This is a genomic window from Curtobacterium sp. SL109 (assembly GCF_026672405.1).
GTDB lineage: Bacteria > Actinomycetota > Actinomycetes > Actinomycetales > Microbacteriaceae > Curtobacterium.
Genome location: NZ_JAPPRB010000002.1, coordinates 2,642,815 through 2,666,342 on the forward strand (window position 1 = coordinate 2,642,815; position 23,528 = coordinate 2,666,342).

At 71.1% G+C, this 23,528-nt stretch carries 15 protein-coding genes, 1 tRNA gene and 1 pseudogene; 3 read left to right on the forward strand and 14 right to left on the reverse strand.

Annotated features, from left to right (window positions below; all coding sequences use genetic code 11):
* Nucleotides 1-52: 52 nt before the first annotated feature.
* Nucleotides 53-1,378: an MFS transporter gene (locus tag OVA28_RS14065; RefSeq protein WP_194660452.1), complete on the forward strand. Its 1,326-nt coding sequence runs from the start codon at nt 53-55 to the stop codon at nt 1,376-1,378.
* A gap of 52 nt (nt 1,379-1,430) precedes the next feature.
* On the opposite strand, the gene OVA28_RS14070 is transcribed toward OVA28_RS14065, so the two are convergent.
* The 7 genes from OVA28_RS14070 to polA form a co-directional block, all read right to left on the reverse strand.
* On the reverse strand, nt 1,431-2,621 hold the full coding sequence (locus tag OVA28_RS14070; protein WP_268097398.1) for an acyltransferase: 1,191 nt from the start codon (nt 2,619-2,621) through the stop codon (nt 1,431-1,433).
* Complete coding sequence (locus tag OVA28_RS14075) at nt 2,618-4,171, reverse strand: class I adenylate-forming enzyme family protein (RefSeq protein ID WP_268097399.1); 1,554 nt, start codon at nt 4,169-4,171, stop codon at nt 2,618-2,620. Before OVA28_RS14075 ends, OVA28_RS14070 begins: the two co-directional genes overlap by 4 nt.
* Nucleotides 4,172-4,234: 63 nt before the next feature.
* A complete protein-coding gene (locus tag OVA28_RS14080; protein WP_268097400.1) occupies nt 4,235-5,293 on the reverse strand; it encodes a BPSS1187 family protein in 1,059 nt (352 codons plus the stop codon).
* Nucleotides 5,290-5,901 (reverse strand): dephospho-CoA kinase, encoded by a 612-nt coding sequence (gene coaE / locus OVA28_RS14085; RefSeq protein WP_268097401.1) that lies wholly within the window; start codon nt 5,899-5,901, stop codon nt 5,290-5,292. Before coaE ends, OVA28_RS14080 begins: the two co-directional genes overlap by 4 nt.
* A gap of 99 nt (nt 5,902-6,000) precedes the next feature.
* Nucleotides 6,001-7,458, reverse strand: a complete 1,458-nt coding sequence (rpsA, locus tag OVA28_RS14090) for a 30S ribosomal protein S1 (protein ID WP_268097402.1) — start codon at nt 7,456-7,458, stop codon at nt 6,001-6,003.
* A 184-nt stretch (nt 7,459-7,642) separates the two neighbouring features.
* Nucleotides 7,643-9,322: a DUF885 domain-containing protein gene (locus tag OVA28_RS14095; RefSeq protein WP_268097403.1), complete on the reverse strand. Its 1,680-nt coding sequence runs from the start codon at nt 9,320-9,322 to the stop codon at nt 7,643-7,645.
* 22 nt (nt 9,323-9,344) lie between these two features.
* Complete coding sequence (gene polA, locus OVA28_RS14100; protein ID WP_268097404.1) at nt 9,345-11,990, reverse strand: DNA polymerase I; 2,646 nt, start codon at nt 11,988-11,990, stop codon at nt 9,345-9,347.
* A gap of 127 nt (nt 11,991-12,117) precedes the next feature.
* Here polA and OVA28_RS14105 point away from each other — a divergent pair, with 127 nt between their 5' ends.
* Nucleotides 12,118-12,486 (forward strand): PaaI family thioesterase, encoded by a 369-nt coding sequence (locus OVA28_RS14105; RefSeq protein ID WP_268098214.1) that lies wholly within the window; start codon nt 12,118-12,120, stop codon nt 12,484-12,486.
* Between the two features lie 5 nt (nt 12,487-12,491).
* Here OVA28_RS14105 and OVA28_RS14110 read toward each other — a convergent pair whose 3' ends face one another.
* The 3 genes from OVA28_RS14110 to OVA28_RS14120 all read right to left on the reverse strand — a co-directional run bounded on the left by OVA28_RS14110 (nt 12,492) and on the right by OVA28_RS14120 (nt 13,911).
* Nucleotides 12,492-12,962, reverse strand: a complete 471-nt coding sequence (locus OVA28_RS14110; protein ID WP_268097405.1) for a GNAT family N-acetyltransferase — start codon at nt 12,960-12,962, stop codon at nt 12,492-12,494.
* An 86-nt stretch (nt 12,963-13,048) separates the two neighbouring features.
* Nucleotides 13,049-13,654 carry an ANTAR domain-containing response regulator gene (locus OVA28_RS14115; RefSeq protein ID WP_071275157.1) on the reverse strand — a complete coding sequence of 202 codons (606 nt, stop codon included), beginning with the start codon at nt 13,652-13,654 and terminating at the stop codon, nt 13,049-13,051.
* A gap of 175 nt (nt 13,655-13,829) precedes the next feature.
* Nucleotides 13,830-13,911, reverse strand: a tRNA-Leu gene (locus OVA28_RS14120).
* 116 nt (nt 13,912-14,027) lie between these two features.
* On the opposite strand from OVA28_RS14120, the gene OVA28_RS14125 reads away from it, so the two are divergent.
* Nucleotides 14,028-14,567, forward strand: coding sequence for an HdeD family acid-resistance protein (locus tag OVA28_RS14125; RefSeq protein WP_268097406.1), 540 nt, complete (start codon nt 14,028-14,030; stop codon nt 14,565-14,567).
* Nucleotides 14,568-14,592: 25 nt separating this feature from the next.
* On the opposite strand, the gene OVA28_RS14130 is transcribed toward OVA28_RS14125, so the two are convergent.
* The 4 genes and pseudogenes from OVA28_RS14130 to gltB all read right to left on the reverse strand — a co-directional run bounded on the left by OVA28_RS14130 (nt 14,593) and on the right by gltB (nt 23,373).
* Nucleotides 14,593-15,687, reverse strand: coding sequence for a VIT1/CCC1 transporter family protein (locus OVA28_RS14130; RefSeq protein ID WP_268097407.1), 1,095 nt, complete (start codon nt 15,685-15,687; stop codon nt 14,593-14,595).
* A gap of 123 nt (nt 15,688-15,810) precedes the next feature.
* Nucleotides 15,811-17,257 (reverse strand): annotated as a pseudogene (gene pyk, locus OVA28_RS14135) (pyruvate kinase).
* A gap of 145 nt (nt 17,258-17,402) precedes the next feature.
* Complete coding sequence (locus tag OVA28_RS14140; RefSeq protein ID WP_268097408.1) at nt 17,403-18,860, reverse strand: glutamate synthase subunit beta; 1,458 nt, start codon at nt 18,858-18,860, stop codon at nt 17,403-17,405.
* Nucleotides 18,853-23,373, reverse strand: coding sequence for a glutamate synthase large subunit (gltB, locus tag OVA28_RS14145; RefSeq protein WP_268098215.1), 4,521 nt, complete (start codon nt 23,371-23,373; stop codon nt 18,853-18,855). The genes OVA28_RS14140 and gltB overlap by 8 nt, the downstream gene beginning before the upstream one ends.
* Nucleotides 23,374-23,528: the final 155 nt, after the last annotated feature.

Here is a 23,528-nt window from a genome sequence, read left to right on the forward strand (position 1 = left end):
CCGTCTGTTCAGCAACGACACGACCGCACCCCCGGCGAAGAGGCACCCACCCATGACCACGGCGACCCCCGCCGCACCAGCGAAGGGCACCCCGTTCCGCGGACGCATCCGCGGCCGGGTGCTCCTCCTGCTGTGCTTCATGTACGCGATCTCGTACATCGACCGCACCAACATCTCGACCGCGCTCCCCCACATCACCGAGGAGTTCGGCTTCAACGAGACCACCGCCGGTCTCATCGTCGCCGCGTTCTCGCTGCCCTACGCCCTGCTCCAGGTGTTCGGCGGGACGATCAGCGAGAAGTTCGGCCCGCGCAAGGCCCTCTTCGTCATCACGGTCATCTGGGGCGTGGCGACGCTCTGGACCGGGTTCGCCGTGGGGTTCTGGACGCTGTTCGCCGCCCGCGCCCTGCTCGGGCTGAGCGAGGCGGCCGCGTTCCCCACCGCCACGCAGGCGATGAGCCGCTGGATCCCCCGCGACCGGAACGGCTTCGCGCAGGGGGTCGTGCACTCAGCGGCGCGGCTCGGCAACGCCCTCGCCCCCCTCGTCGTCGCGTACTTCATCGCGATCAGCGGCTGGCGGCTGGCCTTCTTCGCCACCGCGGTGCTGTCCTTCGCGTGGGCGATCGCCTGGTGGTTCCTGTTCCGGGACAAGCCCGAGTCGGCGAAGGGCATCACGCAGGTCGAGCTCGACGAGCTCCCGCCCGTGGCGACCCGCGCGACGCGTCCCCCCGTGCCGTGGGGGCAGCTGGCGAAGCAGATCCTGCCCGTCACGTTCGTGGACTTCGGCTACGGCTGGACCCTCTGGGTGTTCCTCACGTGGCTGCCGACCTTCCTCAGCTCGACCTACGGCCTGGCGATCGGCGACTTCGCCCTGTTCACGACGCTCATCCTGCTCGCGGGCGTCGTCGGGGACACCGTCGGCGGCATGCTCAGCGACCGCATCATCCACCGCGGCGGTGACACCCGGAACGCCCGACGGGCCATCCTCGTCGTCGGGCTCGGCGGGTCGCTCGTCTGTCTGGTGCCGCTCGTCATCGGGCAGGGCCTGCTCGTGGCGACGATCTCGCTCGCCCTGTCGTTCTTCTTCCTCGAGCTCTGCAACGCCAACCTCTGGGCCATCCCGATGGACGTCGCGCCGCAGTGGTCCGGAACGGCGTCCGGCTTCATGAACACCGGGTTCGGCGTCGCCGGGGTCATCTCGCCCATCGTCTTCGGCGTGCTCGTCGACGCGTCCGGCTGGCAGCTGCCGTTCGCGCTGTCCTGCGTGCTGCTCGGTGCCGCAGCCGTCGTCGCGTGGTTCATGAAGCCGCAGCGGCTCACCTCCACCGATGGTGTGCTGGAGATCGGCGTCCCGAAGGCCGAGCAGCGCTCGGCCTGACCACAGGACGGACTGGAGGCTCGGACCGGGGCCGCCGGGAGCCTCCAGTCCGTCAGCGGGTCGCTGTGCGCTTCGCGGCCCGCGCCTGCCGCGCCGACCGCGCGGAGAGCGAGGGCCGCCCCGTCAGCGGGACGCTGAGCGGGGTCCAGCGGAAGGCCTCGGTGACGGCGACGGCGAGCACCACGACGAGCAGGTACGTCACGAGGGTGAGCCACGGCTTCGGCACGAGGGCCTCGAGCGGACTCGAGCCGTAGAGCAGCAGCCAGATCACCAGCGGGTGGCTCAGGAAGATGCCGAACGAGCGGTCCGAGGCGTAGTCGACGACGCGTGCCAGTCGGCTGCCGGCGACGCGTCGGTCGGACCATGCCGCCCCCGCGGCGAGGAACCCGAGGAAGACGAGGGTGCTCCAGACCACCTCGACGGGCTGCAGCGGGGTGCCGGCCTTGTAGGGCGAGTCCCCGAGCGCCATCTGGACGACGTACACGACGAGCGTCAGCACCGCACCGCCGACGAACGCCCACCCGATCGCCCGGCGACGTCTGCGCACGAACCCGAGGAACCCCTCCGCGTGGTCGGCCGCGATCGCCCCGGAGACGATGAAGAAGACGTACGAGAAGAAGAACTGCTTCTGGTAGCCGTGCATCCAGGCGTCGCTCGCGGGGAAGTACTTGTAGCCGGCGAAGACGACGAGCTGCACGAGCAGGCTGGCGACGAGCACCGCGACGTGGTGGCGGCGCGTGGTCCGCACGAGCCACATGATCGCGGGCAGCAGCAGGTACACCTGCATCGTCACGAGCAGGAAGTACAGGTGGTACTTCGCCGTCCCCGTGACGATGCCGGTGGCGTACGTCTCGACGAGCGCCGGGACGTCACCGCGTTGGCCGGCGTCGAGCAGCCACGCGGACGCGACGTAGACGAACGACCACGCCAGGTACGGCACCCCGACGAGCAGGAACCGTTTCGGCCAGAACACCGACATCGGCTTCGGGCGGATGGACCAGCTGTACACGAGCACGAACGCGGTGAGCGTGAAGAACACCAGCCGGGTGAAGTGCAGCAGCGCGAGGAGCCCGGCGAGCCCGAGGTCGTCGGACGCCATCGTGTGGCTCGTCGTGTGCACGCCGATCACGCACGCGAACGTCAGGATGCGGAGGACGTCGATCTCGTACAGGTGTCGGGGGCGGCCCTCCGCGGTCCGCGTCGGCGTCCTGACCCCGGTGCCCGGCGCGGTCGTCGTGCTCACGGGGTCTCCGCCATGCCGCGCACCCGGGCGCGCTGGATCTTGCCGGTGGGGGCACGGGGCAGGTCGGGGACGACGATGATCTCGACCGGGCGGCGGAAGCGGGTCAGGGACCGTTCGGCGCGGGCGGTGAGGTCGGCGACGAGGGCGGCGTCCGTGGTGTCGCGGTCGCGGTCGTCGGCGTCGCGGTCGTCGCCTGGGTCCTCGTCCCGTGGCTGCGGGATGACGTACGCGACCGGCACGCTGCCGAGGACGTCGTCGGGGCGGGCCACGACCACGGCCTCGAGGACCCGCGGGTCGCCGAGCAGGACGTCCTCGACCTCGGCGGGCCAGACCTTCTCGCCCCCGCGGTTGATGACGTCGTCGGACCGCCCGGCGAGCGACACCCAGCCGTCCTCGGCGACGGAGCCGACGTCCCCCGTGGCGAGCCAGCCGTCCTGGTCGAAGCGCTCGGCAGCGCGGCCGTGCAGGTAGGAGCGCACGATGCCCGGCCCGCGGACCCACAGCGCCCCGGTCGTGCCGGCCGGCAGCACGGCGCCGTCCTCGTCGCGGACCTGCACCGCGCAGCCGACGGGCACCCCGACGGTGCCGGCGCGCGCGGGCGCACCGAGCGGTGTGGCGGTGATCTGGCTCGCGCCCTCGGTCATCCCCCAGCTCACGACGAGCGGCACGTCACCCAGCGCGGCGCGGACGGGGTCGGGCAGCGGTGCCGACGCGCTCCGCACGAACCGCAGGCCGTCGGGGAAGTCGAGCGGCCCGGTCTTCGCGAGCACCGCGAGGATCGCCGGCACCGCGTTCAGCCAGGTCACCCGCCGTTCCGCGAGCAGCTCCCAGAACCCGGTCCGACGGAAGCGCCGGTCGAGCACGAGCGTGGCGCCGGCGACGAGGGTCGAGAGCAGCCCGACGACCTCGGCGTTGACGTGGAACAGCGGCAGCGAGTTGAAGCCGCGGTCCTCCGCGGTCAGCCCGTTGTGCTCCGCCACGGCCCGGGCGACGAACAGCAGCTGCGACTCCGGCAGCTCGACGCCCTTCGGCGTCCCGGTCGAGCCAGAGGTGAACAGCACGACAGACCCCTCACCGGGTGCGTCGGGTGTCTCGGTGGGCACGTCACCGTCACGGACGTCGGACGGGAGGCCCGTGGCCGGGTCCACACGGGCGGCGGGCGTCCCCGGGATGGTCGCGTCCTCGATCCGGTCCGAGACCACGATCGAGGCGCCGCCGAGCAGGTCCGCGAGCCGCGCCGGTTCGGTCGTCGGCTGCCCGGTGTCGACGGGGACCGCGCGGCGTCCGCTCGCGACGGCCGCGAGGTGGACGACGGCGAACGCGATCGGGTCCCCCACGTCGACGAGCACGGCGCCGGAGTCGGGCACGCCGATCACGTCGAAGGTCGAGGACCAGGCGGCGACGGCGGTCTCGAGGTCGCCCTGGCGGAGCACCCGGTCGGAACGGGCGTCCTCGAGGTACACGTGGTCGGGGTCGTCCGTGGCGCGCTGACGGATCAGGGCGCGGAGGCTGCCGGGGTTCGGCGCGTGGGGGTCGCGGTCGTGCTGCACCCTGCCACGCTAATCCCCGACGCTATGACCGTCCGTCAGGGACCTGCTGTCCGGGACCGCGTGTCAGGGACTCGTCTGCGTGGGCAGGGGGAAGCGTCGGAGCAGCCACTGCCAGAGCGCGATGAGCCGGGGCTGTCCCTGGGCGTCGAGCGGCGTCGTGTCCTTGATGATGCGGGAGTGCGACTGCGCCGGCGTCCCGATGCTGATGTCCGTGAGGATGGCGTGCGGGTACCAGCCCTCCGGCGGCGCTGCGGTGTCCGTGCGCCACGGCTCCGCCGGTCCGCCCGGGGTCGCCGGGACGTCGAGACCGAGTGCCGTCCACGACCCGCGGATCCGCGGGCCGAACTCGTCGCGGACGTCGTCCACGGCGTACATCCGTGACGCCGGGGTCTGTCCGGGGCGGTCCATCCAGGCGGCGTGCACCGGCCCGAGCGACTCCACCGGGGACGCGAACATCAGCGCGCCGAGGACCGGCCGGATGTGCGCGATGTACGCCGCCTCTCCCCCACCCTGTGAGTGCCCGGCCACGACGATGTCACTCCAGGCGATGTCCTCGTCCGCCCCGACGAAGCGCCCCCACCCGCCCGTCGGGTCGACGTCGTCGAGGTGCGCGATCGCGTCGCGGAACCGCGAGACGATCGACCCCGCCGGGGACACTGCGCTGTAGTCCGACTGCCGGGTGCCGTCGAACCGGTTCCGCTGGACCGTGCCGTAGCAGTGCGGGTCGGCCTCGCACGTGCCGGAGAGGGTCTTGCCGAGGTTCCAGTAGTCGAGCCCGAGCACGTGGTACCCGTCACCGAGCGCCGTCGTCAGGAACCGCTGGTAGTCCGCCGGCCGCGCACGGGTCGCCGGCAGGAACAGCAGCAGTGGTCCGTCGGCCGCGGTCCTGGCGGCGAAGTCGTCGCGGTTCGGCTCCAGCCGCTCGCCGTCGATCGCGCCGAGCCGGAAGCGGTGGAACTCGTCCTGGGGCCCGCGTGCGTGACTGCGCGAGGGGGCATGTGCCGGTTCGCGCCCGTGGTCCGCCACCCGCTGCCCGGCGAGCACGTTCGCGGCGACGAGGGTGCCCAGCCCGATCGCCACGAGGACGACCGCGGCGACGACGAGCAGCAGCCGGTGCTTCATCTGGGAACGGGAGCGACCACGGCCCAGACCTGGTCCGCCGAGCGGACCGTGTCCTCGAGCGTGCCGGTGGCGTCGACGACGTGGTCGGCCAGGGCGAGGCGGTCGGCATCGCTTGCCTGCGCGCTGACGCGACGCTCCGCCTCCTGTCGGGACATCCCGCGGTGCTGCACGAGGCGCTCGATCCGCATCGCTGCCGGCGCGTCGACGACGACGACCGCGTCGAAGCGCAGTGGACGGGACCCGCGGGCCTCGGCGAGGAGCGGGACGTCGTAGACCACCACCGCGTCCGGGTCGGCCTGCTCGGCGGCGTCGAACGCGGCCTGGGCGAGTCGCCAGACCTCGGGGTGGGTGATGGCTTCGAGGTCCTTGCGCGCTGCGGGGTCGGAGAACACGACCGCACCGAGGGCCGGCCGGTCGAGTGTTCCGTCCGCCGCGATCACGGACGGGCCGAAGCGTTCCGCGACCTGCTCGAGCCCCGGGCTGCCGGGGGCGACGGCGTCCCGTGCCAGGCGGTCCGCGTCGACGACGACGGCGCCGTGCTCTGCCCAGCGACCAGAGACGGTCGACTTCCCCGCGGCGATGCCGCCCGTGAGTCCGATGATGCGCACGGCGACCAGCCTAGGCGTGGGTCCCCCGCGAACGCCGGAAGCCCGGCACCCCCTGAGGGATGCCGGGCTTCCGGTGCGTTCAGTTGCTGCTGAGCTCGATCAGTTGGTCGAGCTGAGCTTCTCGCGGAGCGCCGCGAGCGAGGCGTCGTCGGCCAGGGTGCCCTGGCCGGCCTGCTCGGTGGTGAACGACGAGGACGCGCTGGCCGGGAGGTCGAAGGTACCGGTGGCCTCGTCCGTGAGGGACTTGGCGACCTGTGCCTTGTGGGCCTCCCAACGAGCCTGGGCGGCCGCGTACTGGCCTTCCCAGACCTCGCGCTGTGCGTCGTAGCCCTCGAGCCACTCGTTGGTCTCCGGGTCGAAGCCCTCGGGGTACTTGTAGTCACCCTTGTCGTCGTACTCGGTCGGCATGCCGTAGAGAGCCGGGTCGAACTCGGCGCTCTCCGGGTCGACGCCCTCGTTGGCCTGCTTGAGGCTGAGCGAGATGCGACGACGGTCGAGGTCGATGTCGATGATCTTCACGAAGACCTCGTCACCGACGGAGACGACCTGCTCGGCGAGCTCGACGTGCTTGTTCGAGAGCTCCGAGATGTGGACCAGGCCCTCGATGCCGTCCGCGACGCGGACGAAGGCACCGAACGGCACGAGCTTCGTGACCTTGCCCGGCGCGATCTGACCGATCGCGTGGGTGCGGGCGAAGACCTGCCAGGGGTCCTCCTGCGTGGCCTTGAGCGAGAGCGACACGCGCTCGCGGTCCAGGTCCACCTCGAGGATCTCGACGGTGACTTCCTGACCGACCTCGACGACCTCGCTGGCGTGCTCGATGTGCTTCCAGCTGAGCTCGGAGACGTGGACGAGACCGTCGACGCCGCCGAGGTCGACGAACGCACCGAAGTTGACGATCGACGAGACGACGCCCTTGCGGACCTGGCCCTTGTGGAGGTTGTTCAGGAACGTGGTGCGCGACTCGGACTGCGTCTGCTCGAGCAGTGCACGACGCGAGAGGACCACGTTGTTGCGGTTCTTGTCGAGCTCGAGGATCTTGGCCTCGATCTCCTGGCCGAGGTACGGCGTGAGGTCGCGGACACGGCGGAGCTCGATGAGCGATGCCGGGAGGAAGCCGCGGAGACCGATGTCCACGATGAGGCCACCCTTGACGACCTCGATGACGGTGCCGGTGACGACCCCGTCGGACTCCTTGATCTTCTCGACGTCGCCCCACGCACGCTCGTACTGCGCGCGCTTCTTCGACAGGATGAGGCGGCCTTCCTTGTCCTCCTTCTGGAGGACCAGGGCCTCGACCTCGTCACCGACGTTGACGACCTCGTTGGGGTCGACGTCGTGCTTGATCGAGAGCTCGCGCGAGGGGATGACACCCTCGGTCTTGTACCCGACGTCGAGGAGGACCTCGTCGCGGTCGATCTTCACGACGGTGCCGGAGATGAGATCGCCGTCGTTGAAGAACTTCAGGGTCTTCTCGACCTCGGCCAGGAAGTCATCAGCCGAACCGATGTCGTTGATGGCGACCTGCTTAGGAGCCTTGGTCGTAGTGGTTGTCATGTAGAGATTGCTCCGAACGGACATGAGTCGGGCCAGGGCGACGCGGGGACAGTGCCCGCATGCTGCCGCCGTGGCGGTGGATTGTGGTGACGCGGATTGCGCCGCACAAGTCTAACCGGTGCGCTCGACCCCTCACAAGCGGGGCAACGCGCGTGTCGCGGTCGTCCGTCCGGGGCTCCCGGGGTCAGTCGAGCAGCGCCGACCGGAGGGTGTCGAGACCGACTCCGCCGAGCGCCAGTGCCCGGTGGTGGAACGCCTTGAGGTCGAAGTCGGCCCCCTCACGAGCGGCGACCTCGTCACGCACGGACTCCCACACGCGCTGGCCGACCTTGTACGACGGCGCCTGGCCCGGCCACCCGAAGTACCTGGCGACCTCGAAGCGCACGAACGCCGGGTCCATGTTGACGTTCTGCCCCATGAAGTCGAGGGCGTACTCCCACGTCCAGCCGCCGCCGTCCGGGTTCGTCTTCTGCAGGTGCACCCCGATGTCGAGCACCACGCGGGCTGCGCGCATCCGCTGGCCGTCGAGCATCCCGAGGCGGTCACCGTCGTCGTCCAGGAACCCGAGCTGCTCCATCAGGCGCTCGGCGTACAGCGCCCAGCCCTCCACGTGTCCGGAGGGGCCGGCGAGCTGCCGACGCCAGGTGTTCAGCTCGCCGCGGTTGAACACGGCCTGGCTGATCTGCAGGTGGTGACCGGGGACGCCCTCGTGGTAGACCGTGGTCTTCTCCCGCCAGGTGCCGAACTCGGTGACGCCCTCGGGGACGGACCACCACATGCGGCCGGCGCGCGAGAAGTCGTCGGACGGGCCCGTGTAGTAGATCCCGCCCTCCTGCGTGGGGGCGATGCGGCACTCCAGGCGCTTGATCGGGTCCGCGATGTCGAAGTAGCGGCCGTCCATCGCCCGGATCGACTCGTCGCTCGTCTCCTGCATCCACTGCCGGAGGGCCTCGGTGCCGTGCAGGACCCGGGTGGGGTCGGCGTCGAGCACCTCGATCGCACGGGCCACGGACGCGCCGGACTCGATCCGGTCGGCGATGCGCTCCTGCTCCTCGCGCATCCGGGCGAGCTCCTCGAGGCCCCACGCGTACGTCTCGTCGAGGTCGACCACCGCACCGAGGAACCGGCGGGAGTGCAGCTCGTAGTCGTCACGGCCCACGGCGTCGGTCGGCGTCGCGAGGGGCATCAGCTCGTGCTGGAGGAAGCGGCCGAACGAGCGGTACGCGGCCGCGGCGACCTCGCCACCGCGGACCAGCTCGGCGCGGAGTGCCTCGGGCACCGGTGCGCCGTCGTCGAGCGCCGCCGTGGTGGCGAGCTGCCGGAAGAAGCCGTCGTCGGCGCCGCTCCTGGCCATCTGCTCGGCGACGAGCTCGACCTGCCGACGGGCGGGGACGACCTGGTCGCGGGTGCCCTCGAGCAGGGTCTCGCGGAAGCCCTCGAGCGCGTCGGGCAGTGCCCGCACCCGGCTCGCGACGTCCTCCCAGTCGGACGTGGTCGCCGTCGGCATCAGGTCGATGACCTCGCGCAGTGCCTGGGCCGGGCTGGTGATGACGTTGAGGTCGCGCAGGTGCAGCTTGCGCTCGTACGACTCGACGACCAGGTCGAGCTCCGCCCCGAGGTCGGTCTTCGTGACGCGGTCGACGGCGTCGACGGGCTCCGCCGCGTCGAGTGCACGCCGAGCTGCTCGGGCCGCGTCCGCGGACGCTGCGGCTCCGGCGGGCGACGTGTCGCCGTACTCCCCCGTTCGCCCGGGGACGCCGATGTACGTGGCGACGGTCGGGTCGAGGTCGACGAGGGTGGTCACCCAGTCCTCGGCGACCCGGTCGACGGCGGAGGGCTGGCGGACGGGACGCTCTGTGGTCATGCTCCGACCATACGACCCCGCATCAGTGCGCGGCGACCTCCCAGTTGGCGCCGGTGCCCACCTGGACGTCGAGCGGCACGGTCAGGTCCGCCGCCGACCCCATGCGCGCCCGCAGGATCTCCTCGACGCGCTCCTGCTCGCCGGGAGCGACCTCGAGGATCAGTTCGTCGTGCACCTGCAGCAGCAGTCGCGTGCCGAGGTCGCCGTCGCGGAGGTCGGCGGCCACGCCGAGCATCGCGATCTTCATGATGTCGGCCGCGGACCCCTGGATCGGTGCGTTCAACGCGGCGCGCTCGGCGTTCTCGCGCAGCACCCGGTTCGGGCTCTTCAGGTCGGGGAAGGGGCGGCGGCGGCCGAAGATCGTCTCCGTGTAGCCGTCCTCCCGCGCCTGCTCGACGACGTTGCGGAGGTAGTCCCGCACCGCACCGAAGCGGGCGAAGTACTCGGTCATCAGGGTGCGGGCTTCGCTCTGCTCGATGCGCAGCTGCTTCGACAGGCCGAAGGCGCTGAGGCCGTAGGCGAGCCCGTACGACATCGCCTTGACCTTCGTGCGCATCTCGGGGCTGACGTCCGCCGGCTCGACGCCGAACACCCGTGCGCCGACGAACCGGTGGAGGTCCTCCCCCTCGTTGAAGGCCTGGACGAGCCCCGGGTCACCGGAGAGGTGCGCCATGATCCGCATCTCGATCTGCGAGTAGTCCGCCGTCAGGAGCGTCGTGTACGGCTCGGCGACGGCGAACGCGGACCGGATGCGGCGGCCGACGGCGGTCTTCACGGGGATGTTCTGCAGGTTCGGGTCGGTCGAGGACACCCGCCCCGTGCTCGTGCCGGTCTGCTCGTACCGGGTGTGGATGCGGCCGTCGACGACCGCGGCGTCGAGGGTGTCCACGATCTGCCGGAGCTTCGTGGCGTCACGGTGCTGCAGCAGCAGGCCGAGGAACGGGTGCGGGTGCTGCTCCTGCAGGTCGGTCAGGCTGGCGGCGTCGGTCGAGAAGCCCGTCTTGGTCTTGCGGGTCTTCGGCATCGCCAGCTCGGTGAACAGGACCTCCTGCAGCTGCTTCGGCGACCCGAGGTTGACCTCGTGGCCGATCTCCGCGAAGGCCTGCTGGGCGAGGTCGGCGGCACGCTCCCCGAGCTCCTTCGACAGCCCGGTCAGCACCGGACGGTCGATGCCGACGCCGGTGGTCTCCATCTGCGCGAGCACCGACACCAGCGGCAGCTCGATGTCGTCCAGCACCCCGAGCGAGCCGGTGTCGATGCGGGCACGCAGCGCCGTGGTCACGCGGAGGACGTACCAGGCGTGCACGCCGACGTTCACCGGCGCGGTCTCGGGGACGAGCTGGTTCGGGTCGGCGGTGGGCAGTTCCTCGCCGAGCTCCTGGTAGACCAGGTCGGTCAGCGGCTGGCCCTGCTTGCCCGGGTTCGCCAGCCACCCCATGATGCGGGCGTCCCCGGCGACACCGTTCACGGCGATCCCGGCGGTGCCGAGCGCCTTGATGGCGGCCTTGGCGTCGTGGAAGTGCTTCGGGGCGTCCGAGGCGAACCAGGCGGTCAGCTGCTCGTAGTCCTTCGCGCCGCTGCCGCCGGGCACCAGCACCGCGTCGTCGTGCGTGGCGATGCCGATCGCGCTGAGGCGGCCGTCGATGACCTCCACCGCGACGCCGTAGCCGTTCTCGGCGTCGGCCGCGTTCTTGCGCTCGAGCCAGTAGCCGAGTTCCTCGTCGATGAGGGTCTTCACCGGCGGCGGGGTGACGCCGGTGTCCTCGACGCCGCCTTCCACCGCGGTCTGGTCGCTCGGCTCGCCGTTCCCCGCGACCTTGAACACGCGGTCGAGCAGCGTGCGGAACTGCAGCTTGGCGAAGAGCTCGCGGACGGCGGCTTCGTCGAGGGGACGGAGCGCGACGTCGGCCGGTCCGACGGGCAGCTCGACGTCGGTGACCAGCCGGTTCAGGCGGCGGTTCCGGACGGCCCGGTCCCGCTGCTCGCGCAGGTTGTTGCCGACGACGCCCTTGATCTCGTCCGCGTGCTCGAGGACGCCCTCGAGCGAGCCGTACTGGGTGACCCACTTCACCGCGGTCTTCTCGCCGACCTTGTCGACGCCGATGAGGTTGTCGCTGGTCTCCCCGACGAGGGCGGCCACGTCCGGGTACTGGTGGGGCTCGATGCCGTAGCGCTCGTAGACCTTGTCGCGGTCGTAGCGCGTCAGCTCGGACACCCCGCGGACCGACGGGTAGAGCAGCGTGACGTCGTCGTTCACGAGCTGGATGGAGTCGCGGTCGCCGGAGACCACGTAGACCTGGAAGCCCTGCGCAGCCCCCTGCGAGGAGAGCGTCGCGAGGATGTCGTCGGCCTCGTAGTCCTCCTTCGTGACGGTGGTGATGCCCATGGCCTCGAGCGCCTGCTGCAGCAGCGGGATCTGTCCCTTGAACTCCGCCGGGGTCTCCGAGCGGGTGCCCTTGTACTCGGCGTACTCACGCGTGCGGAACGAGAACCGGGAGATGTCGAACGCCACCGCGAGGTGCGTCGGCTTCTCGCGCTGGAGCAGCATCAACAGCATCGAGATGAAGCCGTGGATGGCGTTCGTGTGCTGCCCGTCACGGTTGACGAAGCTGTCCACGGGCAGCGCGTAGAAGGCCCGGAAGGCGAGCGAATGGCCGTCGATGACCATGAGGGTAGGCTTTGCGGAGTCCGACACCCGGACAGCCTACCGACGCCCCCCGACACGGAAGTCAAGCGCTGTGACCGACGAACCGACCACCACCGGGACCGTCGACGAACGTCTCGCCGACCGGGGCATGGGCGAGCTCGCCGACAAGATGGGCATGGTCATCACGGAGCTGAGCGCCGATCGTGCGGTCGGCACCATCCCGGTCGAGGGCAACCGGCAGCCGGTCGGGCTCCTGCACGGCGGGGCGTACGTGGTGCTCGCCGAGAGCCTCGGGTCGATGGCCGCGAACGTCCACGCCGGCCCCGGTCGCTACGCGGTCGGCATCGAGCTGAACGCGTCGCACTCCCGGAGCGCGACGAGCGGCACCGTCACGGGGACCTGCACGGCGATCCACCTCGGGAACACCCTCACGACCCACGAGATCGTGCTCACCGACGACCAGGGCCGACGCTGCTCGACCGTGCGGATCACCAACATGATCCGCGAGCGGCGCTGACCGCCTCAGTCCTCTGCCGGACGCTGCAGCAGCAGCCGGGCGTCGCCGAAGCCGAGCCGCCGGTACAGCCGCTCGCCGTCGACGCTCGAGTGCACGGACACCCGCTCCACGCCGAGGTCGTCCGCGACGTCGAGCAGCGCCGTGACCAGACGGCCAGCCACGCCGAGCCCACGCAGGTCCGGGTGCACGTACACCGTCTGCACGTCGCCGGTCAGGCGCCCCACGGGTCGATCCGGCGTCGGCGGACGGCCCACCAGTCCGAGCCACGCCATCCCGAGCACGTGACCGTCGCGCTCCGCCACCACGCACCGGTGGGTCTCCGGGTGTGCCTCGGCGAACGCGGTCATCGCGGCCCGGTACGCCTCCACCGTGTGGACCGGCGCCTGGCCGCCCTCCTCGACGCTCCACCGCCAGCGCAGGTCGGCCACCGACGGCATGTCGGTCGGACGGGAGGCTCGGATCACGACGTCGTTCACGGCTCCACCTTCGCAGATGGTCACCACACGCGGAAGCGCCGCCACCCGGACCGGGTGACGGCGCTTCCGCAGAACTGGGTGCGCGACTACTTCTTGGCGCTGAGCTGCTCGATGATCGCCTTGGCGACGTCGTGCATGGTCAGGCGGCGGTCCATGGAGGCCTTCTGGATCCAGCGGAAGGCCTCGGGCTCGGTGAGGCCCATCTTCTCGTTGAGCAGGCCCTTGGCGCGGTCGACGAGCTTGCGGGTCTCGAAGCGCTCGACCAGGTCGGCGACCTCGGCCTCGAGCGTGATGATCTGCTGGTACCGCGAGAGGGCGATCTCGATCGCGGGGAGCAGGTCGTTCGGGGTGAAGGGCTTGACGACGTAGGCGAGGGCGCCGGCCTCGGTCGCACGCTCGACGAGTTCCTTCTGGCTGAACGCCGTGAGCAGGACGACCGGAGCGATGTGGTTCTTGGAGAGCTTCTCGGCGGCGGAGATGCCGTCGAGCTGCGGCATCTTGACGTCCATGATGACGAGGTCGGGGCGCAGGTCGGTGGCCAGCTGGACCGCGGTCTCACCGTCACCCGCCTCACCGACGACGTCGAACCCGTTGTCGCGGAGGATCTCGACGATGTCCAGGCGGATGAGCGACTCGTCCTCGGCGACGACGACGCGACGGGGTGCTGTTGCAGTTGCTTCTGTGTCACTCACGACGGAGAGCCTACTAGACCTGACGCCTTCGGCACGCAGTGACGCTGACGTGAAGTCGTTCGGTACGAGTAGCGGGACGGCGGGACCGGAACAGCCCCGCACGCCGTGAGGAGCGTCGGTACGAGTGGCGGGACGGCGGGACCGGAACAGCCCCGCACGCCGTGAGGAGCGTCGGTACGAGTGGCGGGACTTGAACCCGCACGCCGTGAGGCAGAGCATTTTGAGTGCCCCGTGTCTGCCGATTCCACCACACTCGCGAGGTCTCCCACGCTACCAGCAGCCCACCGCGCTGCATGCCGAACGCGCACGGCCGGACTCGACGGACGCCGGGTACCGTCGAGGACCAAAGCAGTCCAGGTCAGGAGGAGTGCCTGTGGATTCCCGTGCCGTCCGCACGTTCCGCGTCTTCGTGGTCGTCACGGCCGTCGTCGCCGTCGTGCTCGGTGTCGTCGCCGTCGTGCTCCCGCGTCCGTCGCTCGTCGTCGTCGCCCTGGTGTTCGGCGTGTACCTCGTCGTGTCCGGGGTCCTGCGCGTCGTCGCGGCGGTGCGTGGGCACGGCACGCCGCCGCTCTGGCGCTGGACGTCCGGCGTCGTCGGCACGCTCGTGGCGCTCGCGGGCCTCGTGGCCCTGCTCGACCCGGCGATCCCGCTGGTGGTCTACGCCGTGCTGGCCGGGGTGGCGTTCCTCGTCGAGGGCGTCGCCGCGCTCGTCGGCGGAGCGGTCGGGCACCCGGGGTCGTCTCGCGTGCCGTCGGTCGTCAGCGGGGTGCTGTCGCTCCTCGGCGGCGTGGCCGTGCTCCTCGCGCCCGGCCTGGCGCTGACGGTCTTCACGGTCCTCGCCGGCATCGCGCTCATCGTGGTGGGCGCCGGAGCGCTCCTGCTGCTGCCCCCGCGCGCGGCGGTCCGACGCTGACGACACCCGCGGTCCCGCCGGCGCGTCAGGCGGCGCCGGTCCCGAAGAGCAGGCCGAGCAGGTAGGTCACGACGGCGGCGCCGAAGCCGATCGCGAGCTGCCGCAGGGCCCGCCGGAGCGGTGACGCCCCGCTCAGGACGCCCACGACCGCACCGGTCCCGAGCAGGGCGACGCCGACCAGCGCTGCTGCGAGGCCGATGGCCGGCCACCCGTCGAGCCCGAACAGGTAGGGCAGGATCGGGATGACCGCGCCTGAGGCGAAGAAGCAGAAGCTCGAGATCGCCGCGCTCATGCCGTTGCCGACCGCCTCGTGGTCGTCGGGGATCCGTGTCGGTCGGGTCTCCGGGGCACTGCCGAGGCCGGCCAGCACGTCGGCGGCGTGCGCGGCAGCCTGGTCCTCGGGCATGCCCCTGGCGCGGTAGACGAGGGCGAGCTCGTTGACGTCGACGTCGAGGTCGGCCACCGCGCTGCCGGCCTCGGGGTGTGGTGCCGAGGCCTCGAGGAGCTCCCGTTGCGACCGCACGGAGACGTACTCCCCCGCGCCCATCGACAGCGCACCGGCGAGGAGCCCCGCGATGCCGCTGAGCAGGACGAAGTGCCGGTCGGCGCCGGAGGCACTGATGCCGATGATGAGCGCCAGGTTCGACACGAGCCCGTCGTTCGCGCCGAACACCGCGGCGCGGAAGGTCCCGGACAGCCGCATCCGCCCGCGGTTCGCGAGCCCGCGGACGACCTCACCGTGGATCCGCTCGTCGGCCGCCATCCGTGCGGTCGCGTCGGCGTCGTCGGCGTAGGGCGAACGGTCCTCGGCACGCTGCATGAGCGCGAGCACGAACACCGAGCCGAAGCGCTTCGCCAGGCTCGCGAGGACCCGGGTGCGCAGGCTCCCCCGCAGCGGCCGGCCGACGTCGGCGCCGAGCAGGTCCACCCAGTGCTGTTCGTGCCGCCCCTCGGCCTCGGCCAGGGCGTCGAGGATGTCGCGCTCCTCGCCGGAGCGGCGCGACGCCAGGTTCCGGTACACGGCGGCCTCGGCGCGTTCGTCCGCCAGGTAGCGCCGCCATCGGCGCACGTCGCCGGGGCGACGCGCCTCGGTGTCGGACGGGAGGCTCGGTTCACGCATCGTGGTCGTCTCCTGTCGACGGGACGGGGGCGGTGGACGCGCGACGGCGCGGACCGGAGGCCGACAGCTGTGCGCTGTGGGGGTCTCCCGTCCGCGCCGTCGCGCGGTGTCCGTGGAGCGGGGTCAGTCCCGGACGTAGGCCGGAGCGGCCTCGGCGTGTGCGTCGCCGACGCGGTGCACGCGGAGGTCGTTCGTGGAGCCCTCGAGTCCGGGGGGCGACCCGGCCGTCACGATGACGCGGTCGCCGGGGGCGGCCAGGCCGTTCTCGAGGAGGACGTCGTCCACCTGCGAGAAGAGCTCGTCGGTGTGGGTCTTGCGCTCCACGAGGAACGAGCGGACGCCCCAGGTGAGCGCCATGCGACGGCGCGTGGCCTCGTTCGGGGTGAAGGCGATGATCGGCAGACCGTGGCGCAGGCGCGACATGCGGCGTGCGGAGTCGCCGGACTCGGTGAACACGCAGAGGTACGAGGCCTCGGTGAACTCCGCGATCTCGACGGCGGCCAGCGTGATGGCACCACCGAGGGTGCGGGGCTTCGTGCCGAGCGGGGCGATGCGCTCCAGGCCGTGGTCCTCGGTCGACTCGACGATGCGGGCCATGGTGCGGACGGTCTGCACTGGGTACTCGCCGACGCTGGTCTCACCGGAGAGCATCACGGCGTCGGCGCCGTCGAGCACGGCGTTCGCGACGTCGGAGGTCTCGGCGCGGGTCGGGATCGGCGAGGAGATCATCGACTCGAGCATCTGCGTCGCGACGATGACCGGCTTGGCCATGCGGCGGGCCAGTTCGACCGCACGCTTCTGCACGATCGGGACGGCCTCGAGCGGCAGCTCGACGCCGAGGTCACCGCGGGCGACCATGATCGAGTCGAAGGCGTCGATGATCTCCTCGAGCGCGTCGACGGCCTGGGGCTTCTCGATCTTCGCGATCACCGGGAGGCGCTTGCCCTCCTCGTCCATGATCTCGTGCGCCCGGTCGACGTCGGAGGCGTTCCGGACGAACGACAGCGCGATGAGGTCGGCGCCCTGCCGGATCCCCCAGCGGAGGTCGGCCTCGTCCTTCTCGCTGAGCGCGGGGACGTTCACGGGCGACGCCGGGCAGGTTGATGCCCTTGTTGTTCGACACGGTGCCGCCGACGACGACCTCGGTGCGGACGCGGACGCCGTCGGTGTCGAGCACGCGCAGGCGGACCCGGCCGTCGTCGATGAGCAGCGGGTCGCCGGGCTTGACGTCCTGCGGCAGGCCCTTGAAGGTCGTGCCGCAGATCTCCTTCGACCCGGGGACGTCCTCGGTCGTGATGGTGAAGACGTCACCGACGGCGAGCTCGTGCGGGCCGTCGGCGAACTTGGCGAGGCGGATCTTCGGACCCTGCAGGTCGACGAGGATCGCGACCGGCTTGCCGAGTTCCTCGGCAGCACGGCGGACGTTGACGTAGTTGGCCTCGTGGACGCTGTAGTCACCGTGGCTCAGGTTGAGTCGGGCGACGTCGACACCGGCCTGGATGATCTCCTTGACGGTCTCGTAGTCCGAGGTGGCCGGTCCGAGGGTCGAAACGATCTTTGCGCGTCGCAATGGATTCCTTCGTGTGGTGGACGGTCTCTCTCGCGAGAGAACGGTGGGGCGTGCGGCATGTCGTGCTCGTGGGGCTTCGCATGACGAGGAGGCCACCAGCACCCTATCGAGTGCCGGTGGCCTCCCGCTCACCCTGTGCTGTGCATCAGACGGAGATCGCCCGGTCGGTCGCCTTGACCGGAGCGGGGAGCATCGTCGTGCCCTCGAGGTACTCGTCCACCTTCGCCGCGGCCGCGCGGCCCTCGGCGATGGCCCAGACGATGAGGGACTGGCCACGACCGGCGTCACCGGCGACGAAGACGCCCGGCTCGTTCGTCGTGTAGTCGGCCTGGCGGGCCACCGCTCCGGAGGCGTCCACGGGCAGGCCGAGCTGCGGCTCGATCGTGTGGGTCTCCGGGCCGGTGAAGCCCATGGCGATGAGGACGAGGTCCGCGGGGATCTCGCGCTCGGTGCCCGCCTTCGGGATGCGGCGGCCGTCGACGTACTCGGTCTCCGCCACGCGCAGACCCCGGACCTCGCCGGCGTCGTTCGACAGGAACTCGACCGTGGACGCGAGGAAGGTGCGCTCACCGCCCTCCTCGTGGGCGCTCGCGACCTCGTAGAGCGTCGGGAACATCGGCCAGGGCTGGTCCTGCGGACGCTCGACGGGCGGCTGCTTGCCGATCGCCAGGTTCGTCACGCTGAGGGCGCCCTGTCGGTGTGCGGTGCCGATGCAGTCCGCACCGGTGTCGCCGCCGCCGATGACGACGACGTGCTTGCCCTCGGCGGTGACCTGGTTGTCGACGACGGTGCCGGCACCCGCGCGGTTCTGCTGCACGAGGTACTCCATCGCGAAGTGCACGCCCTCGAGGTCGCGCCCGGGGATCGCCAGCTCGCGCGGGACGGTGGCTCCGGTGGCGACGACGACGGCGTCGTAGCGGGACTTCAGGTCGTCCCAGGTGATGTCACGGCCGATCTCGACGCCCGCACGGAAGCGGGTGCCCTCGGCCTGCATCTGGGCGAGGCGCGCGTCGATCTGGCGCTTCTCCATCTTGAAGTCCGGGATCCCGTAGCGGAGCAGACCACCGATGCGGTCGTCGCGCTCGTAGACGGCGACGGTGTGCCCGGCGCGCGTGAGCTGCTGCGCGGCGGCCAGCCCGGCGGGGCCGGAGCCGACGACGGCGACGGTCTTGCCGGTCAGGCGCTCGGGCGGGTGCGGGGTGACCCAGCCCTGCTGGTAGGCCTCGTCGATGATCGAGACCTCGACCTGCTTGATGGTCACCGGCGGCTGGTTGATGCCGAGCACGCAGGAGGACTCGCAGGGCGCCGGGCAGAGGCGACCGGTGAACTCCGGGAAGTTGTTCGTCGCGTGGAGCCGCTCGATCGCCTGGCGGCCCTCGCCGCGCCACGTGAGGTCGTTCCACTCCGGTATGAGGTTGCCGAGCGGGCAGCCCTGGTGACAGAACGGCACGCCGCAGTCCATGCAGCGGCCGGCCTGTCGCTTCAGCGCGCCGGACTCCTGCTGCTCGTAGACCTCTTTCCAGTCCATGAGCCGCACGGGCACGGGCCGCCGGGGCGGCAGTTCTCGTTCCTGGACCTTCAGGAACCCCTTGGGGTCAGCCACCTGCGGTCACCTCCATGATCCTGTTCCACACGATGTCGCCGTCGGGGTCGAGCCCCTCGTCGACGGCCTGTCTGCGGGTCTCGAGCACCGCCGCGTAGTCACGCGGGAGCACCTTCACGAACTCGCTGAGGTCACCGGACTCGAGCAGCCCGGCGGCCAGGGTCGACCCGGTCTCGTCGGCGTGCCGCCGGAGCAGGTCGGTGACGATCTCGACGTCGGCGCTGTCGAGCGGCTCGAGCCGGAGCTCGCCGCTCGCGAGCGCGTCCGTGTTGACGTGCTCCCGGCGCAGGCCACGGACGTACGCGGTACCGCCGGACATGCCGGCGCCGAGGTTCCGCCCGGTCTCGCCCAGGATGACCGCCAGGCCGCCCGTCATGTACTCGAGGGCGTGGTCGCCGACGCCCTCGACCACGGCGCTGGCACCGGAGTTGCGGACCAGGAAGCGCTCCCCCACGATGCCGCGGATGAACATGCTGCCCTGGGTCGCGCCGTAGCCGATGACGTTGCCGGCGATGACGTTCTCCGACGGCTCGAAGCCGCTGGACTCGGCCGGACGCACGACGATGTCGCCGCCCGACAGGCCCTTGCCGACGTAGTCGTTGCTGTCGCCGATGAGCCGCAGGGTGATGCCCGCCGGCAGGAAGGCACCGAGCGACTGCCCCGCGGACCCGCGCAGCGTGATGTCGATCGACCCGGCCGGCAGCCCGTTCTCGCCGTGGCGCAGGGTGACCTCGTGGCCGAGCATCGTGCCGACCGCGCGCTCCGTGTTGCGGATCGGCAGGTCGAGCGTGAGCGACCCGCCGTGCTCGAGCACGTCGGACGCACGGTGGATGAGCTGCACGTCGAAGTGCTGCTCGAGCTCGTGGTCCTGCTCGCGGTGGTGGCGACGGGGTTCGTCTGGCGAGAACTGCGGCCCGGCGAGGACCGGTGCCAGGTCGAGGCCGGACGCCTTCCAGTGGTGCACGGCACGGTCGACGTCGAGGGCGTCGGCCTGGCCGATCGCCTCGTCGAGGGTGCGGAACCCGAGCTCGGCGAGGAGCTCCCGGACCTCCTGGGCGATGAACTCGAAGAAGTTGACGACGAACTCGGGCTTGCCGGAGAACCGCTTGCGCAGCTCCGGGTTCTGCGTCGCGACGCCGACCGGGCACGTGTCGAGGTGGCACACGCGCATCAGGATGCAGCCCTCGACGACGAGCGGTGCGGTCGCGAAGCCGTACTCCTCGGCGCCGAGCAGCGCGGCCACGACGACGTCGCGGCCCGTCTTCATCTGGCCGTCGACCTGCACGACCACGCGGTCGCGCATGCCGTTCAGCATGAGCGTCTGCTGCGTCTCGGCGAGGCCGATCTCCCATGGGGTGCCGGCGTGCTTCAGGGAGTTCAGCGGGGACGCCCCGGTGCCGCCGTCGTGGCCGGAGACGAGCACGACGTCGGCCAGGGCCTTCGTCACGCCGGCCGCGACCGCGCCGATGCCGGACTGGCTGACGAGCTTCACGTGGACACGCGCCGAGGGGTTGGCGCGCTTGACGTCGAAGATCAGCTGCTTGAGGTCCTCGATGGAGTAGATGTCGTGGTGCGGCGGCGGCGAGATGAGCCCGACACCGGCGGTGGCGTGCCGGGTCCGTGCCACCCAGGGGTAGACCTTCTGCGGGGGCAGCTGGCCGCCCTCGCCGGGCTTGGCGCCCTGGGCCATCTTCAGCTGGATGTCCGTCGCGTGGGTCAGGTACATGCTCGTCACGCCGAACCGTCCCGATGCGACCTGCTTGATCGCGCTGCGACGCTCGGGGTCCAGCAGACGGTCGACGTCCTCGCCGCCCTCGCCCGTGTTCGACCGGCCACCGAGCCGGTTCATCGCGATCGCCAGGGTCTCGTGGGCTTCCTTCGAGATGGAGCCGTACGACATGGCGCCGGTGTTGAACCGCTTGACGATCGACTCGATCGGCTCGACGTCCTCGAGCGACACCGGGGTGCGCTCGCCCTGCTTGAAGCGGAACAGCCCGCGGAGCGTCATGAGCTCCTCGGCCTGGTCGTCCACGGCCTTGGAGTACTCGCGGAAGATGTCGTACCGGCGCGAGCGCGTGGCGTGCTGCAGGCGGAACACCGTGTCCGGGTTGAACAGGTGCGGCGGACCCTGTCGGCGCCACTGGTACTCGCCGCCGGTCTGCAGGCGCTCGTGCGCGACGACCGAGCCGTCGAGCGGGTAGGCCTGCTGGTGCCGCTGGGCGTTCTCCTTGGCGATGACGTCGATGTCGACACCGCCGAGGATCGACGAGGTGCCGGTGAAGTAGCGGTCGACGAACGCCTGGCTGAGCCCGACGGCCTCGAACGCCTGGGCGCCGGCGTAGCTGGACACGGTCGAGATGCCCATCTTCGACATGATCTTCAGCACGCCCTTGCCGAGCGCCTTGATCACGTTCTTGACGGCCTGCTCGGGGGTGATCCCGCTGATCATGCCGGAGCGGACCAGGTTCTCGCAGGTCTCCATCGCGAGGTACGGGTTGATCGCCGAGGCGCCGTACCCGATGAGCGTCGCCACGTGGTGGACCTCGCGCACGTCGCCGGCCTCGACGATGAGCCCGGCCGTCATCCGCTGCTCGGTCCGGATCAGGTGGTGGTGCACGGCGGCGAGCAGCAGCAGGCTCGGGATCGGCGCGTACTCGGCGTTGCCGTCGCGGTCGGACAGTACGATGAACTGCTTGCCGGACTCGATGGCCTCGTCGACCTCGTCACACACGGCCTGGAGGCGCTGCTCCATGGCCTGCTCGCCGGCGTCGACGCGGTACAGGCCCTTGATCGTCACGGTGAGGTGGCGGCCGGACTCGCTCTCGAAGTGCTGCACCTTCGCGAGCTGGTCGTTGTCGATGACCGGGAAGTCGAGCACGATCTGCTTGGCGTGCTCGGGGCCGGCGTCGAGCAGGTTGCGCTCGGGACCGAGCCCGAGGCCCATCGACGTGATGACCTGCTCGCGGATCGAGTCGAGCGGCGGGTTCGTGACCTGCGCGAACTGCTGCGTGAAGTAGTCGAAGAGCAGCCGGGGCCGCTCGGACAGCACCGCGATGGGCGTGTCCGACCCCATGGCGCCGAGGGGCTCGGCGCCCGCCTGGGCCATCGGCCGCAGCAGGATGCGGACCTCTTCCTCCGTGTAGCCGAAGGCGCGCTGGCGACGGGTGACCGACGCCGGGGTGTGCACGATGTGCTCGCGCTCGGGGAGGTCGCGGAGGTTGATCCGCCCGGCTTCGAGCCACTCGCTCCACGGGCCCGACGACGCCAGGGTCTGCTTGACCTCGTCGTCCTCGATGATGCGGCCGGCCTCGGTGTCGACGAGGAACAGCCGGCCCGGGCGCAGGCGGCCCTTGCGGACGACCTTGGACGCGGGCACGTCGATGACGCCCGTCTCCGAGCCCATCACGATCAGCCCGTCGTCGGTCACCAGGAACCGTCCGGGCCGCAGCCCGTTGCGGTCGAGCGTGGCACCGACGAGGGAGCCGTCGGTGAAGGTGATGGCCGCGGGGCCGTCCCACGGCTCCATGAGCATCGAGTGGTACTCGTAGAACGCCCGCAGGTCGGGGTCCATGTCGAGCTGGTTCTCCCACGCCTCCGGCACCATCATCGACACCGCGTGCGGGAGCGACCGGCCGGACAGGGTCAGGAGCTCGAGGGTCTCGTCGAACGACGCCGAGTCGCTCGCGCCGGGGCTGACGATCGGCAGCAGCGGTGCCATGTCGCCGAGCAGGTCGCTCTCGAGCTGGGACTGCCGCGCACGCATCCAGTTCCGGTTGCCGCGGACGGTGTTGATCTCGCCGTTGTGCGCCAGCGTGCGGAACGGCTGCGCGAGGGGCCACGACGGGAACGTGTTCGTCGAGTACCGGGAGTGCACGATCGCCAGCTTCGAGGCGAAGCGCTCGTCGCTGAGGTCGGGGTAGAAGGGCTCGAGCTGCAGCGTCGTGACCATGCCCTTGTAGACCATGGTCCGGGCCGACAGCGACATGAAGTAGACCTCGCGCTCACGCTCGACGCGCTTGCGCATGCGGAACGCCTGGCGGTCGAGCGCGATGCCGTTCCACGCGGCGCCCTGGTCGTCGTGGCGGGTCGACGCGACGAAGAGCTGTTCGAACGCCGGCATCGCGGCGCGCGCCAGGGTGCCGAGGACCTCCGGGCGGACCGGGACCTCGCGCCACCCGAGGACGCGGAGGCCCTCGTCGTCCGCGGTGGCCTCGATCGCGGCCTTCACGGCAGCGCGGTCGTCGTCGTTCAACGGCAGGTAGGCGGTGCCGACGGCGTACTCCCCCGCGGCGGGCAGCTCGAACGGCACGGCGTCACGCAGGAAGGCGTCCGGCACCTGGCAGAGGATGCCCGCGCCGTCGCCGGTGCCCGCGTCGGACCCGACGGCACCGCGGTGCTCGAGGTTGCGCAGCGCACCGAGTGCGGCGTCGACGATGTCGTGCCCGGGGGTGCCGCGGAGCGTCGCCACCATCGCGAGACCGCAGGCGTCCTTCTCGTTCGCCGGGTCGTACATCCCGGTGGCCTTCGGCACGGCCGAGAACCGCTGGTGCGCCGGCAGGAGCTCGGCCGGTGCCGTGGACTGGGGTGGCAGGAGCGCCATGGGGAACCGTCCTCACGAGGAAGTGGAACAGGGACAGCGGTGGCCCGGTGGTGCGTTCCGCCCGAGGA